The 15,610-nt window shown below is 72.2% G+C and carries 7 protein-coding genes and 1 pseudogene; 3 read left to right on the forward strand and 5 right to left on the reverse strand.

Annotation, left to right across the window (positions count from 1 at the left end):
- Nucleotides 1-57: 57 nt before the first annotated feature.
- A complete protein-coding gene (locus RM788_RS04460) occupies nucleotides 58-1,200 on the reverse strand; it encodes an epoxide hydrolase family protein (RefSeq protein ID WP_315930229.1) in 1,143 nt (380 codons plus the stop codon).
- A 63-nt stretch (nucleotides 1,201-1,263) separates the two neighbouring features.
- On the opposite strand from RM788_RS04460, the gene RM788_RS04465 reads away from it, so the two are divergent.
- A complete protein-coding gene (locus RM788_RS04465; protein WP_399345359.1) occupies nucleotides 1,264-2,223 on the forward strand; it encodes a helix-turn-helix transcriptional regulator in 960 nt (319 codons plus the stop codon).
- A 916-nt stretch (nucleotides 2,224-3,139) separates the two neighbouring features.
- On the opposite strand, the gene RM788_RS04470 is transcribed toward RM788_RS04465, so the two are convergent.
- Nucleotides 3,140-4,321, reverse strand: a complete 1,182-nt coding sequence (locus RM788_RS04470; protein WP_315929465.1) for a fumarylacetoacetate hydrolase family protein — start codon at nucleotides 4,319-4,321, stop codon at nucleotides 3,140-3,142.
- 223 nt (nucleotides 4,322-4,544) lie between these two features.
- A complete protein-coding gene (locus RM788_RS04475) occupies nucleotides 4,545-5,093 on the reverse strand; it encodes a GNAT family N-acetyltransferase (protein ID WP_315930231.1) in 549 nt (182 codons plus the stop codon).
- A 650-nt stretch (nucleotides 5,094-5,743) separates the two neighbouring features.
- Between RM788_RS04475 and RM788_RS04480 the strand changes: the two genes are divergently transcribed.
- Both RM788_RS04480 and RM788_RS04485 read left to right on the forward strand, forming a co-directional pair.
- The gene (locus tag RM788_RS04480; protein ID WP_315930232.1) at nucleotides 5,744-5,935 is read left to right on the forward strand and encodes a hypothetical protein; all 192 of its coding nucleotides are present in this window, start codon (nucleotides 5,744-5,746) and stop codon (nucleotides 5,933-5,935) included.
- Entirely contained in the window at nucleotides 5,928-7,514 is a 1,587-nt protein-coding gene (locus RM788_RS04485; protein ID WP_315930233.1) for an ABC-F family ATP-binding cassette domain-containing protein, read from the forward strand. The genes RM788_RS04480 and RM788_RS04485 overlap by 8 nt, the downstream gene beginning before the upstream one ends.
- A gap of 57 nt (nucleotides 7,515-7,571) precedes the next feature.
- Here the strand turns inward: RM788_RS04485 and RM788_RS04490 are convergent, their stop codons facing one another.
- The gene (locus tag RM788_RS04490; RefSeq protein ID WP_315930234.1) at nucleotides 7,572-9,461 is read right to left on the reverse strand and encodes an alpha-hydroxy-acid oxidizing protein; all 1,890 of its coding nucleotides are present in this window, start codon (nucleotides 9,459-9,461) and stop codon (nucleotides 7,572-7,574) included.
- Nucleotides 9,458-15,559: pseudogene (locus RM788_RS04495) on the reverse strand (type I polyketide synthase); the annotation flags it as partial. The gene RM788_RS04490 and the pseudogene RM788_RS04495, both read right to left, overlap by 4 nt.
- Nucleotides 15,560-15,610 lie beyond the last annotated feature (51 nt).

The following is a 15,610-nucleotide window of genomic DNA, read 5'->3' on the forward strand; positions in this document are numbered from 1 at the left end:
TGGGCTAGCAACGCAAAGCGAGCGCGTCATACCGGTCCGCAGGCTCGGACGCGGGGGTCAGGAAATGCCGCGGAAGAATGCGCGGATGTCGTCCGCGAGCAGCTTCGGCTCCTCCATCGCGGGGAAGTGGCCGCCCTCGGTGAACTCGCTCCAGTGGCCGACCGCCTTCCACGGGTCCATCGCACGGCGCACAAGCGGATGGGTGTCGAACACCGCCCACCCGGACGGCACGCCGGAGCCCATGACCAGATCGAGTCCGGAATGCTCGGACTCGTAGTAGAACTGCGCGCTCGACGCACCGCTGCGCGTGAACCAGTACAGGCTGATGTTCGTGAGGAGCTGGTCGCGGTCGACCGTCTCGTCCGGCGTCCGGTAGCCGCCACCGGTCCTGGTCCTGAACTTCTCGGCGATCCACGCGAGCTGACCGACCGGCGAGTCGGTGAGCGCCGCGCCGATCGTGTCGGGACGGTGGTCCTGCATCAGGAGATACCCGTGATCGGCCGCGTCCTCGACGCGCACTGCCTCGATCTGGGCGACCTCGTCATCGGACAGGCCCTCGGGGAAGGGGAACTTGTCGCCGAGAAACCCGAGCAACCGGGGATCGCAGCCGGTGTGCGTGCCGATGACGCGCTCCGGGTAGATCGCCGCGAGGCGGGCGGTAGTGCCCGCACCGACGTCGGTGCCGTGGGCGGCAAACCTCTCGTAGCCCAGACGCGTCATGATCTCGGCGTAGGCCTCCGTCGTCCGCGCCAGCTCCCAGCCGGTCCCCGACAGCGGAGTGGAGAACCCGAAGCCGGGCAGCGCCGGGATGACCAGGTGGAACTCGTCGGCCAGCAGCGGGATGAGTCGCTGGTAGTCGACGAACGATCCCGGCCAGCCGTGGTTCAGGATCAACGGGGTGGCCTTCGGATTCGCCGATCGGACGTGGACGACGTGGAACGTCTGGCCGTCGACGATCGTCGTGAACTGTTCGTGCTCGTTGAGCTTCTCCTCCTGCGCACGCCAGTCGAATCCGTCGCGCCAGTACTCGGCGAGCTCCTTCAGGTACACCAACGGGATGCCTCGGCTGAAGTCGGCGCGATCGTCCCGGCCCGGTACGGGAATCGGCCAGCGCGTGCGTGCCAGCCGGTCGCGCAGGTCGTCGACGTCCATCTGCGGGATGTCGACGCGGAACGGTGTGAGTGCGTTGTTCTCGTTCATGACACGGACGTTTCCAGCAATTGCGGCAGACTAGCTTCCGCAATTGCTGGAATGATCGAGAACATGTTGGAGACCTCGGCCCGCCTGCTCGAACTGCTGTCGCTGCTCCAGCTCAAGCGCGACTGGACGAGCTCCGAACTCGCCAACCGGCTCGATGTGAGCACGAGGACCGTGCGCGCCGACATCGGCAAGCTGCGATCGCTCGGGTATCCCGTGAACGCGCGTCCCGGCGTCTCGGGCGGGTACCGGCTGGCCGCCGGGACGGCGATGCCCCCACTGCTGCTCGACGACGACGAGGCCGTCGCCGTCGCCGTCGGACTGGGCGCGGTCGCGACCCAAGGTCTCGGAGTCGAGGAAACATCGCTCACCGCGCTCGCGAAGCTGGAGCAGGTGCTCCCCTCGCGTCTGCGTCGGCGCGTGGAGTCGGTGCGCGAGGCGATGAGCGTTGTTCCAGGAGCTGGGCCGTCGCTCGATCTCTCGGTTCTCGGCGCGGTCGCCGCCGCGATCCGCGGCCACGAACAGCTCCGGTTCGGGTACACGAAGCCTGGGGGCGACGAAGAGTCGCGCCACACCGAACCGCAACGGTTGGTGAGCTGGGGAACGCTCTGGTACCTGCTCGCGTGGGACCTCGACCGCGACGACTGGCGGATCTTCCGTGTCGACCGCATGGTCACACCCGCGCCGACGGGTGCGCGGTTCCGACCGCGTGCGATCCCAGGGGACAGCGTCGTCGAGTACGTTGTCGGACGCATCAGCAAAGGGACCTCGAAGTACCGCGCTCGTGTACTCGTGCACGCTCCCGCCGACACGGTCACCACGAAGATCCACATCCCTGTCGGCATCGAAGTGGTCGATGAGTCCACGTGCCATGTCGAACTGGGTTTCGACGACCCAGACCGGGTCGCGCTGTGGATGGCGCAGCTCGACTTCGACATCGAGGTGATCGACGGAGACGAACTCGCGGTGGCGTTCGACCGTCTCGCGACGAGGTTTCGCCGCGCGGCGGATGGTATATCCACGTGAATCTCGGCCGACGGTCACTCGACGATGTCACCGAGAGCCTACGGCCGGCATCCAAGGCCCTTGAGCACCTTGCCGTCTGCTCTGCGCAGAACTCGACCGTCCCGCTTCCTCATGGTGAACCGACCTCAACGAAGGCGGCCGGTAGGTCAATCCTCAGCGCTTCCGCGGCGCCATGCGTGAGGTAGAGGACATAAGCCAGCTCCTTGGCCGGTGCCCGGTACGCGATGCCCAAGTCGTCGCCGGTTCGCAGGGCCCCGCCAGGATCGGGAATGCCTCGACGGCTTCTTTATTCAGCGGCATCCATCGGTGCTCCGCCAACCCAGGGTGTTCGACCTCGGTCTCGAGATCGAACACCCTGCGAAACTCGGCGACTTGCCGCATCGGCGTAATACTTCGCGACGGTCATGGATACCTGCGGCCGAGGTCGGGGGCAGGGAGATCGACCATTCGCCGATCACGGCGATCTGCATGGTGCCAGTCAACAACCAGTCGACCACGGCCCTCGTATTGGTCCTGCACCGAGAACTGAGAAAAAGGACCACCACAGCGGAAGCACTCGTGAGAGCCAGGCACTACACGTCCGACGACCCCGTCGACCGCTCTACTAGTTCGTCGTTCATCGCACTTGAGCCGCGTGACGATCACGGGGCATGATCGACGACTGAGATCTGGGGCCGTTCAGTCAAAGACCCGAGTTGCCCACTACCCCCAAACGCCTAACCAGCGGAAACAGTGACACCCCAGGTCATTATGTTGCCATAGCAGGATGTTAGGAGTAGTTCAGCACCGTTCAGAACGCCCGATCGCTCCCAATCTGCTCCCACAACCGTGCTCCCACGCCAAACTATCTACCGGTTGGCTGCCTTCGGCAACAGTTGCATCGCGAAGCAGTGATCGAGGACGACGACACGCGGGCTTATCGGGCACCGCCCGGAGCACCGAGGAGTCCGCGTGCGGCCAGGTTCCGCATGAGCGACCTGACCCCGGACGTCCAGGGCGCGGCGTCCTCGCTCTTGACCACCGTGTTCGCCAACAGACCGAGGTGGGGGGACTCGATGGCGACGATGTCGCCGTCGTGGTGGGTGAAGCCCATGCCCTGTTCCCCCCGGTCCATCGCCGGGGCGAACGAGGTCCCGGTGAACAGCACGAACCCGTCGGGGTACTGGTGGTGGCGCCCGCAGGTAGCCGCCAACAGTTCGGGAAGCGGGCGGCTGATGTCCGCGAGGCGTCCCACGTGGTCGGCCTCGAACCCGTCCTCGCCGGTGACGCGGGTCGTGATGGTCGTCTTCGCGACATCCGCGAGGCCGAAACCCTCGTCGAACAGGCGGATGAACGGACCGATCGCGCAGGAGGCGTTGTTGTCCTTCGCCTTGCCCAGCAGCAGCGCGCTGCGCCCTTCGTAGTCGCGCAGGTTCACGTCGTTCCCGAGGGTCGCGCCGACCGCGTTGCCGTCCGGGTCCGCGACGAGGACCAGTTCGGGCTCGGGGTTGTTCCAGGAGGATCCCGACAGGACGCCGACATCCGCGCCGACCCCCACCGCCGACAGGACGGGGGCCTTGGTGAAGATCTCCGGATCGGGTCCGATGCCGACTTCGAGGTACTGCGACCACAGCCCCTGCTCGACCAGCGCCCGCTTGACCTCCGCGGCTTCGGGGCTGCCGGGCGTGACGGCGAGGGCCGTGCCCACGATGTCGTGCAGGGACGCGCGGATGCCGTCCGCCCGCGCGGCGTCCCCCGCGACCTGTTCCTCGATGACCCGCTCGATCATGCTGCTGGCGAAGGTCACCCCCGCCGCCTTGATCACCTGGAGGTCGCAGGGAGCGAGCAGGTACGCACTCCCCCGGCCACCGGACATGGTCGAGTGGACGACTTCGCGGAGGTTCCAGGTCCGCCCCTCCGCACGGCGGGCGACATCCAGGACGTCCGACCGGGCCAGGAGATCGGCGGAGGTCGGCCCGTACGGGGTGATGTCGACGAGTTCGTCACCACGTCTGACGACCAGGCACGGCCCGTCCGCCTCGGGGTCGAAGACCCTTCCGACGAGCACCGCGGCCGGATCCGCGAGAACCACCCGGTCCGCCAACTGGTTGAGAGTCACTGGTACTCCAAACTCCGATCATCTGATGATACGGAGAAAACAGGATCCAGGAGATCATCGACACGATCGCGATGGTGCGGCAAATCCTCGGACAGCAGTCACCCCACCTCGACATCCGCCGACGCCGGCAACTAAGCAGCATCCTCGACGAACACCACCACGCCATCTGACCAGCACGGACGTAGTTTTCGGCAAGCACACCGCCGCGCGGTCGGGCACGAACTCAACCGGACGGCGTGATCGAGGACCACTCGCCGAACCACTGCTCGGCACCGAACGCCTCGAACCTCTCCACCTCGGTGAACCCCAACTTCGCGGCGAGGCGCATCGCGCGGTCGTTGGCAGCCTGGGTGCAGAGCACCACCGGCTCGCCGGGAAGCGTGTCGGCGAACCAGCCGAGCGCCGCCGCGCACGCCTCGGTGGCGTACCCGCGCCCCCACGCCTCCGGCAGGAACAGGTAGCCGAGCCAGGCCTCCCCAGCATCCGGGCGGGCGGGACCCGGATGCTCCGCGTCGCGCCGACCGAACGTGATCATGCCGATCATCGCTGCGTCGAGATCGACCACGAAGAAGCCAGGGCGCCGACCGGGGACCTCAGGAACCGTGCGCTCAAGCTCGTCACGCGGTCGAGCACCACCGACGTAGGCGCCCACCTCCGGGGAGGCGAACAACTCGATGAGCGCCGCACGATCCCGGGCCTCGGACTCGCGGAGCACGAGCCGCTCGGTCCTGATCGGGGCAGGTGGCCAGGCATCAGGTCCAAGCTCAGTCACGCCGGGCAACCTATCGCACGCCTGTCGGGCAGAAGCCTCAGACGACCCACAGCGGAAGCAGTCTCAGGCCGTCGGCCTGATCTGGGTATCGATGTCCGTGCACCGCTGTACCGGCGTCATGGACTGGAGCGACTACCCGACGAGAGGGCCTACCTGACCTGGAACGTCTCGTCGATCGTGGAAGCGGTTCCGGCCGAACTGCTGCCCGAATCCCCATATCGACCCACGCGACCCGCGTAGTCGACCACTATCAAGTACCGGGTTTGCGGGAGACTGTGACGTCAACCTGGACGTGCATGCGCGACATCGTGGCTGTGCGCACGTCCTCGTGGTTCGTGGACAGGCGCGATCACGTGAACGTTCGAACCAGAGCAGCCATGACCTGCTTCGGCCGGCACGCCAAGGTCGCGGTCCACGAAGCGAGGACCGAGGACGTTGCGCCCGACCCACGGCAACCAGGCCCAGGCGACCCCGACGTGGAGATCCTGGCGTGCGCACCAGACCACCACGGGCGGAGGGGGTCCAGGAGCGGTTGGTAAGGTCGACGCGTGGCGGGTGAAGACGACATCTCCGGGTAATTCCCGGTAGCAGCAGGTTCCGGCGTGATGCCGATGAGTCGCCTTGTTCGTGCCCCGCTCACCAACGGAGTCATGCGGCTCAAGCGACCGAACGCGCTGCTGCTCGACGCCCCCACCAACACCCTCGTCCTGGTCAGCACCTGCCGGCTGGAAGGCGCGCTCGTCGTCAGCCACGACGGGCACCTCCTCCGGGGGATCAGGATCGACCACCGGCTGCGACTGGAGAACGACGTGCTGTTCGAGACGGGCGCGCCCGATGCCTGAGTCCGCGCTGATCGCCCACGACCTGGTGCGCGTCCTGGGTGGCCGCCGGGTGCTCGACGGCCTGTCGCTCACCGCCGCCCCCGGCCAGCGCGTCGGCCTGATCGGCGAGAACGGTGTGGGCAAGTCGACGTTGCTGCGGCTGCTGGCGGGGGTCGACCTGCCCGACCGCGGCAGTGTCGAACGTCCGGAGGACCTCGGTCACCTGGACCAGGAGATGCCGTACGACCCGAGGCTCCCGGTCTCCGCGGTGCTGGACGACGCTTTGGCCGAGGCGCGTGAAGACCTCGCCGAACTCGACCGGCTGGCCGGTCTGCTCGACGACGAGCAGCACCTCGCCGAGTACGCCGATCGGCTGGAACTGGCTCAGCGCAGGGAATCCTGGGATGCCGACCGGCGCGCGGAGAGCGTCCTGTTCGGACTGGGGCTCGGCGGTGTCGGGCACGACCGGCTCCTCGGAACGCTGTCCGGTGGGCAGCGTTCGCGGTTGTCGTTGGCGGCGTTGCTCGTCCGGCGGCCGTCGGCGCTGGTGCTCGACGAGCCGACCAACCACCTCGACGACGCGGGCGCGGCCTTCCTGGAGGCGCGGCTGCGTGAACTGCCCGGTGTCGTCGTGGTCGCGAGCCACGACCGGACGTTCCTCGACGCCGTGTGCACCGAACTGATCGACCTCGATCCCGCCGTCGACTGGCCGACGAGGTTCGGCGGCGGTTACAGCGACTACCTGGCGTGGAAGCGCGCCGAGCGGAACCGGTGGCTCGAGCGGCACGCCGACGAGCAGGAGCGGCTGACCGCGTTGCGGGACACCCTCGGCGTGACCGCGGGCCGGTCCATTCCGGGCCGGGTGAAGAGCGACAACGAGAAGATGGGCTACGGGAACGCCGCGGGCCGGGCGCAGGCCCAGATCGCGCGCCGCGTCCGCAGCACCACCCGCAAGCTGGACGACCTGGAGCGCCGCCAGGTCGACGCTCCCCCGCGGCCGCTCCGGTTCCACCCGGACGCCGTCGCCGAGCAGGCTCCGGACGAGGTCCTGGTGGCGTTGCGGGAGGTGCGCGTGCCGGGCAGGCTCACCGTGGACCGCCTTGACGTCACCGCGACCGAACGGCTGCTGGTCACCGGGCCGAACGGCGCGGGCAAGTCCACGCTGCTGGCCGTGCTCGCGGGGAAGCTCGACGCGGCAGGCGTGGTTCGCGCGCAGGGCCTGCGGGTGGGGATGCTGAGCCAGGACACCGCGTTCAAACGGCCCGAGCGCACCGCTCGCGAGGCTTACGACGCCGTGCTCGGCCCGGCGCGGGCCGAGGCCGTTCCGCTCGACTCGTTGGGCCTGCTGGACTCGTGGGACGCGGACAAGCCGGTCGCGACGCTGTCGGTGGGCCAACGCCGGCGCCTCAACCTGGCCCTGCTCGTGGCGCGCACCCCGCAACTCCTGCTGCTCGACGAACCCACCAACCACCTGTCCCCCGTGCTGTGCGACGAGCTGGAGGAGGCCATGGGCGCGGGCCCCGGCGCGATCGTCATCGCCAGCCACGACCGCCGGCTCCGCGCCCGCTGGCAAGGCGCCGAGCTCCGCCTCGACCCGTAACGCGTTTCCGCGCTTGCCCGTCCCAGAACCACCTGTTGGGGCGTACCCGGCCTTCGCTCATGTCCCCTCGGAGCGCGGCAGGAGCAGGTCGCGGGTGATGTCGGCGGTGCTCGGGCAGCCCGTCAGGGCCATGGCCAGGTCGAGGTCGGCGAGCAGGCAGCGCAGGACGTGGGCGACTCCGGCCTCGCCGTCCAGGGTGAGGCCGTGCAGATAGGGCCTGCCGTACAGGATGGCGTTCGCGCCCAGCGCGAGGGCTTTGAGGACGTCGCTCCCGGTGCGGATGCCGGAGTCGACGAGGACGGGCACGTCGGGGGCCACGGCGGCGCGGATGGCGGGCAGCACGTCCAGTGCCGCGACCGTGCCGTCGAGTTGGCGGCCTCCGTGGTTGGAGACGACCACGCCGTCCACCGCGCCGAGGTCGAGCGCCCGGCGGGCGTCCGCGGGGTGCAGCACGCCCTTGAGGAGGATGGGCAGCGAGGTGGCGGTGCGCAGCCAGGGCAGGTCATCCCAGTCCAGGGTGGGGTTGGCGAAGACGCGGGCCCAGTGCTGGAGCACGCCGCCGTCGGCGGGCATCCCCGCCCGGAACGCCGGGTCGGAGGTGAAGTTGGCGATCCCGTGGCCCCGCAGGAACGGCAGGTAGCCCTGGTCGAGGTCGGTGGGCCGGTAGCCGAACGCGGGGGCGTCGACGGTGAGGACGATGGCCGAGTAGCCGCTCGCCTCGGCGCGCCGCACCAGGGAGGCGGCCACGGCCCGGTCCGACGGCCAGTACAGCTGGAACCACCTCGGCCCCGGACCGGCGACGGCGGCCACGTCCTCCAGGCTGTGCGAGGAGCCCGTGGACAGGACGAACGGGACACCGACCGCCGCGGCCGCCCTGACGGTGGCCAGCTCGCCGTCCGGGTGCACGACGGTCTGGGCCGCGATGGGCGCCAGCAGCACGGGTGACGGCAGGCGCTGTCCGAGCAGGGTCACCGACAGGTCGCGCCGGGCGGCGCCGCGCAGCATCCGCGGCACCAGCTGCCACCGCGCGTACGCCCGCCGGTTCAGCCTGCCCGTCTCCCCCGTGCCTGCGTCGCCGAGGACGTAGCCGATCGCGGTGGGCGTCATGACGGCGCGGGCCCGCTCCTCCAGCGCGGTCAGGTCGGTGGTGAGCGCGGGCGCGCCGCCGAGGTAGATCTCGCGCACCAGGTCGGCGGGCGTGCTCTTCCTGTCCCGCAAGCGGTCGGAGAGCAGTCCGGCCACGGCGGGGTCGCGGCCGGTGAGGGCGAAGTGGCCGCCGGAGAGCACCTCGGTGTCGCACCCGCGGGTGGTGTGCCGGGCCCAGCCGCGGGTCTGCGCGAGGGTGTTCTTGGGGTCCGCGTCGGCGAGCAGCACGGTGATGGGCGCCTTCACCACGCCGTCGGGCGGGCATTCGTAGCGGCGCAACGCCCGGTGGTCGGCGCGCAGCAGCCGGAGGATCTCCTCGACCACGTCCTCCTCGCGCAGCAGCGCTTCCGGCACACCGCCCAACCGCCGCAACTCCGCGACGAGGTCGGTGTCGGACAGGGTGTCGAGGTCCTGCTCCCCCCAGTCCTCGCTCGGCGGCCGCGCGGCCGAGACGAACAGCCGGGCGACGGCACCCCGCTGTTCGAGCAGCCGCGTGGTCTCGAAGGCGACGAGGGCTCCCATGCTGTGCCCCAGCAGGGAAAGCGGCCGGTCGGTGAACGGGGCGAGGAAGCGCGCGGCCTCCTGCGCGAGGTCGGTGATGTCGGCGGCGCAGGGTTCGGACCGGCGTTCGCGGCGGCCGGGGTACTGGAAGGTCAGGACCTCCACGTCGTCGGGCAGCGCGCGGGCCAGCGGCGCGAACGCGTCGGCGGCGGCTCCCGCGTGCGGGAAGCAGGCAAGCCGCAGGACGGCGTCCGGCCGGGGGTGCGGCGCGCGCAGCGGGGTGTTCTCGGCCAGGGTCATGACGTGCCCTCCTCGGGTGCGGGCTCGGCCAGGCGGTCCGCCAGGTGCGCCGGGGTCGGCCAGTCGTAGATGAACGTGGCGGGCAGGCGGATCCCGGTCGCGGTGGCGATCCGGTTGCGCAGTTCCACCGCGGCGAGCGAGTCCAGGCCCATCCGGTCGAACAGCTCGCGCGGGTCGACGGCCTGACCGGACGTGTGGCCGAGGACGACCGCCGTCTCGTGCCGCACGGTGTCCAGCAGGGTCGTGGTCGGCACTGCCTCCGCCGCGACCGGGTCGGCCCGCCGGGCGACGTCGCGCAGCAGGTGGGGAACGGCGTCCCCGAGATCGTCGAACGCCCATTCGGCGGCGACGGCCGTCGGCGCGTTGCGGCGGATCGCGGCGTCGAACAGGGCCAGGCCGCGCTTGTCGGACAGCGGGGCCACGCCCAGGCGGGCCATGCGGGCGATGTCGGTGGCCGCCAGATCCGACCCCATGCCGTCGGAGCCCTGCCACAGGCCCCAGACGACCGAGATCCCCGGCTGCCCCGCCGAACGCCGCACCTCGACGAGGGCGTCGAGGAACGCGTTGCCCGCGGCGTAGCCCGCCTGCCCGGCGGAGCCCAGGGTCCCGGCCAGCGACGAGAAGAGGACGAACGCGCCGAGGCCGAGGTCGCGGGTGGCGGCGTGCAGGTTGAGCGCCGCGTCCACCTTGGGCCGCAGCACGCGCTCCAGCTTCTCGGGGGTGGTGGACGCGAGCAGGCCGTCGTCGAGCACGCCCGCCGCGTGCACCACGCCGCCCAGGCGGACGCCGTCGCGGGCCAGGTCGGCGAGGGTCGCGTCGAGGGACTCGCGGTCGGCGGCGTCGCACGCGACGCTGCGGACGTCCGCGCCGAGTTCGCCGAGGTCCTCGGCCGCCTGCGCCGCCGCGCCCCCCGGAGCGGGCAGGCTCCGTCCCATCAGCACGACCTGCCGCACCCCGTGCCCGACGACCAGGTGCCGGGCCACGAGACGGCCGAGTTGGCCGTGGCCACCGGTGACCAGCACGGCGCGGGTGGTGTCCCACGCCTCGTCCTGCGCCGGGAGGGTGAGCACGACCTTGCCGATGTGCCGGGCTTCTCCGAGGTGGCGGAACGCCCGCGGCGCCCGCCTGATGTCCCAGGTGGACACCGGGGGCGGGTCGAGGACGCCCTGCTCGAACAGGCCGAGCAGGGTCACGAGGACCTCCTGCGTCCGGTCGGGGCCGAACTCGCGCACGTCGTAGGCGCGGTAGGCCGCACCCGTGACCGCGGCGGGATCGCGGCGCTCGGTCTTGCCCATCTCCAGGAAGTGGCCGCCGCGCGGCAGCAGGCGAAGGGAGGCGTCGATGGACTCGCCCGCCAGGCAGTTGAGCACCACGTCGACGCCCCGTCCGCCGGTGGTCGTCAGGAAGCGCTGCTCGAAGTCGAGCGAGCGGGACGAGGCGATGTGGTCGTCGGGCAGTCCCGCGGCGCGCAGCGCGTCCCACTTCGCCGGGCTCGCCGTGGCGAAGACCTCGGCGCCCAGGTGGTGGGCCAGCCGTACGGCGGCCGTGCCGACACCGCCGGTGCCCGCGTGCACCAGGACGGACTGGCCCGCGCGCAGGCCGGCGATGGTGACCAGGCCGAGGTAGGCCGTCAGGTACGCCACCGGGACGGCGGCGGCCTGTTCGAAGGTCCAGCCGGTCGGGACGCGGACGAGCAGCCGGTGGTCGGCGAGCGAGACCGGGCCGATGCCCGCGAACAGGCCCATGACCCGGTCGCCGGGGCGCAGCCCGGTGACGCCGGGACCCGTTTCCAGGACGACGCCCGCCCCCTCGCCGCCCTGGCCGGTGCTGGTGGCGTCCGGGTCGACGGACGGGGGGATCACGCCGAGCGCGAGCAGGACGTCGCGGAAGTTGAGCCCGGCGGCCCGCAGCCGCACCCGGACCTGGCCGGGTGCGAGCGGTGCGCCGGCCTCCGGCCACGGAGCCAGCGCGAGGTCGTCGAACGTCCGCCTGCCGACGAAGTCGAGGCGCCAGTGCCGTCGCCCCGGCGGCGGTGCCAGCACCCCGTCGGGCTCCGCCTCGGTGAGGGTGGGCCGGAAGGCGGCTCCCGAGCGCAGGGCGGACTGCGGCTCCCCGGTCGCGAGAGCCGCCGCCAGGCCGCGGTGGGACCCCGGGTCGCCGTCCACGTCGACGAGGACGAACCGGTCGGGGTGCTCGGACTGGAGCGCGCGCACGAAGCCCCAGGCGGCGCGCTGGGCGAGCCCGGCCGCGGGCTGCTCACCGTCCACGGCGACGGCCCCGCGGGTGAGCACCGCCAGCCGCGTGCCCGCCAGCCGGTCGTCGGCGACGAGGGCCCGCGCGACGGGCAGGACGTGGTGCAGCACCTCGCGCACGGAACCGTCGGCGGGGCAGGGCAGGAGGATCCAATCCGGCGCCCCGGCGTCGAGCAGGCCCGCCAGGTCGTGGTGGACCTCCGCGGTCGTGCCGGGCAGGGCGTCCTCGCCGAGGACCGCCCACCGGCCGGGCGCGACCGGCTCGGCGGGCAGGGGCAGTGCCGTCCAGGACGGGACCAGCAGGCCGTCGGCCGGGCGGTCCTCGGGCATCGGCAGCAGCGCGAGGGAGCGGATCGAGACCACCGGGTTCCCGTCCGCGTCCGCCGCGTCGATCGAGACCGAGCGCGGACCCGCCGGGGCGAGGCGGACGCGCAGGCGGGAGCCCGCCTGCCCGAGTGTTCGCGCACCGGACCAGGTGTAGGGCAGCAGGGTGCCGCCCGCCGCGCCCGCGTCCCCGAGGCCGCCGAGGGCGAGGGGGTGCAGAGCGGCGTCGAGCAGCGCCGGGTGCAGCGGGTAGTCGGCCGGGCGGAGCCTGCCGTCGGACAGCGCGACCTCGGCGAACACCTCGCGGCCGCGCCTCCACAGGGCGCGGACGTCGCGGAAGGCCGGTCCGTAGTCGAGGCCCTTCGCGGACAGGTCGGCGTAGAGGCGGTCGGGTGTCACGGGCACGGGTTCCGCGTCCGCCGGTGGCCAGACGCGCAGGTCGGCCGGTGGTTCGGCGGGCGCGTGGGCGAGCGTGCCGCTGGCGTGCCTGGTCCACGGGCCCGGTTCGCCGTCCTCGCGGCGGGCGTGCACGGTGACGGCCCTCAGACCGGTGGCGTCGGGGGCCGCGACGAACACCCGCAGCTGGAACTCCGCGTCCTCGGGCACCTCGAACGGGGTCTCCAGCACGAGTTCCTCGACGACGTCGCAGCCCGCCTTCACCGCGGCCCAGTCGGCCATCGACAGCAGGGCGGTTCCCGGCACCAGCACCGCCCCCGCGACCCGGTGGTCGGCCAGCCACGGGTGGTCGGCCAACGAGAGCCTGCCGCTGAGCAGGAGCCCGTCCGATCCGGGGAGTTCGACGAGCGCGCCGAGCAGCGGGTGCTCGGACGGGGTGAGCCCTGCGGCGCGCAGGTCGGTGGTGCCGGTGGGCGCGGGTGCGGACAGCCAGTAGCGCTCGCGCTGGAAGGCGTAGGTCGGCAGCGGGACGCGACGGCCCCGGTCGCCGAAGACCGCCGCCCAGTCGACCGCCTGGCCGCTGACGTGCAACCGGGCGACGGCGGTCAACAGCGTCCCGGTCTCGGGCCTGCCCGGCCGCAGCGACGGGACCGGCGCGGTCGTCGCGGGCGCGTCGACCAGGCACTCGGCGGCCAGCGCGGTCAGGCCGCCGTCGGGGCCGAGTTCCTGGAAGCGGGTGCAGCCCAGGTCGACCAGGCTGAGCACGCCGTCCTGGAACCGGGTGGTGCCGCGGGCGTGGCGCGCCCAGTAGTCCGGGTCGGCGAGCAGGCCCGGCTCGACGGGTTTCCCGGTCAGGTCGGACACCAGGGTGATCCGCGGTTCGCCGGGGGTGGTGCGGGCGGCCGCGTCGCGCAGTTCCGCGAGCACCGGGTCCACCAGCGGGGAGTGGAAGGCGTGGCCGACGCGCAGCCACGTCGCCTTGCCGCCCGCCGCCCGGAACGCGTCGACGACGGCGGTGAGCACGGCGCGGTCACCGGACAGGACGGTCGACTCCGGCCCGTTGACGGCGGCCACGGACAGCGCGTCCTCGTGGCCCGCCGTGAGGGCGGCGGCCTGCACCTCGGTCGCGCGCAGCGCCACCATCGCGCCGCCGTCGGGCAGGCGGGCCATGACCCGGCCCCTGGCCGCCACGAGCGCGGCGGCGTCGTCGAGCGTCAGCACGTCGGCGACGTGGGCGGCCGCCAACGCGCCGACGGAGTGCCCGAGCACCGCGTCTGGCCGCACTCCCCAGGACTCCAGCAGCCGGAACAGGGCGACCTCGCAGGCGAAGAGGGCGGGCTGCGTCCAGTCGGTCCGCCCGAGCAGCGCGGCTTCGGCGGAGCCCTCGGCGGCGAACACCACGTCGCGCAGCGGGCGGTCGAGGTGCGGGGTCAGCGCGTCGCACACGGCGTCGAAGGCCGACGCGTACGCCGGGAACGCCCGGTGCAGCTCCTGTCCCATGCCGGGGCGCTGGGCCCCCTGCCCGGCGAAGAGGAACGCGGTCCGCCCCTCCCCCGCCACGGCCTGGACCAGGTGCGGCCCGGTGCCGTCGGCGGCGAGCGCGTGCAGGACCGCTTCCAACTCCGGGCGGTCGGCGGCCAGCAGGACCGCGCGGTGCTTCAGCGCGCCGCGGGTGGTGGCGAGGGAGAAGCCCAGCGACGACAGGTCGGCGGTGGGCGTGGCCGCCAGGTGGGTCAGCAGGGCGTCCGCCTGGGCGCGCAGCGCGGGTGCGCTGCTCGCGGAGACCAGGAAGGGCAGTGGTGACAGCGGAGTCCGCACCACCTCCGCCGGAAGGTCCACAGTGGACGCTGCTTCGAGCACGACGTGGGCGTTGGTGCCGCTGATGCCGAACGAGGACACCGCCGCCCGCCGCGGGTGCTCGTTGTCGGGCCACGCCATCGGTTCGGTCAGCAGGGCGATCCGCTGGTCGGACCAGTCCACGTAGGGCGTCGGCCGTTCGACGTGCAGGGTCGCGGGCAGGACGCCGCGACGCAGCGCCTCGACCATCTTGATGACGCCGCCGACACCCGCGGCCGCCTGGGCGTGGCCGATGTTGGACTTCAGCGAGCCGAGCCGCAGCGGGTGCTCCGGCGTGTGCGCCCGCCCGTAGGTGGCGAGCAGCGCCTGCGCCTCGATGGGGTCGCCGAGCCTGGTGCCCGTGCCGTGCGCCTCGACGACGTCGACCTGCGCCGCCGACACCCCGGCGTCGGCGAGCGCCCGCTCGATGAGCTGCTCCTGGGCGGCGGCGTTGGGCGCGGTGAGACCGTTGCTGGCGCCGTCCTGGTTGACCGCCGAGCCGCGGACGACCGCCAGCACCTCGTGGCCGTTGCGCAGCGCGTCGGAGAGCCGTTCCACGAGCAGGAGCCCGGCGCCCTCCGCCCAGCCGGTGCCGTCGGCGGACTCGGAGAAGGCCTTGCAGCGGCCGTCGGCGGCCAGCCCCCGCTGCCTGCTGAACTCGATGAACGACGTGGGGGTCGCCATGACCGTCACGCCACCGGCGAGGGCGAGGGCGCACTCGCCCCGGCGCAGGGCCTGGGCGGCCAGGTGCAGGGCCACCAACGACGACGAGCACGCCGTGTCGACGGTGACGGCGGGGCCGGTGAGGTCGAAGGTGTAGGAGATCCGCCCGGACGCGACGCTGCCCGCGCTGCCCGTGCTCAGGTACCCCTCGTACTCGCGGGGCGCGGGGACCAGCCGGGACGCGTAGTCGTCGTACATGGCGCCCACGAACACGCCGGTCCGGCTGCCGCGCACCGATGTCGGGTCCAGGCCCGCGCGTTCGAAGGTCTCCCAGGCGACCTCGAGGAGCAGCCGCTGCTGGGGGTCGATCGCGTGCGCCTCGCGCGGGGAGACGCCGAACAGGTCGGCGTCGAAGGAGGCGGCGTCGTGCAGGAAGCCGCCTTCCCGCGCGTAGGACGTCCCGGTGGTGTCCGGGTCCGGGTCGTAGAGCGCCGACAGGTCCCAGCCGCGGTTGTCCGGGAACGGGCCGACCGCGTCCACCCCGTCGGCGACGAGCCGCCACAGGTCTTCCGGCGACGCGACGCCGCCGGGGTAGCGGCAGGCCATGCCGATGATCGCGATCGGTTCGCGGTCCTTCTCCTCGGCCTCGCGGAGCCGCCTGCGGTAGTCCTGCGCGTC

It is taken from the genome of Umezawaea sp. Da 62-37 (assembly GCF_032460545.1).
In the GTDB taxonomy this organism is placed as follows: Bacteria; Actinomycetota; Actinomycetes; order Mycobacteriales; family Pseudonocardiaceae; genus Umezawaea.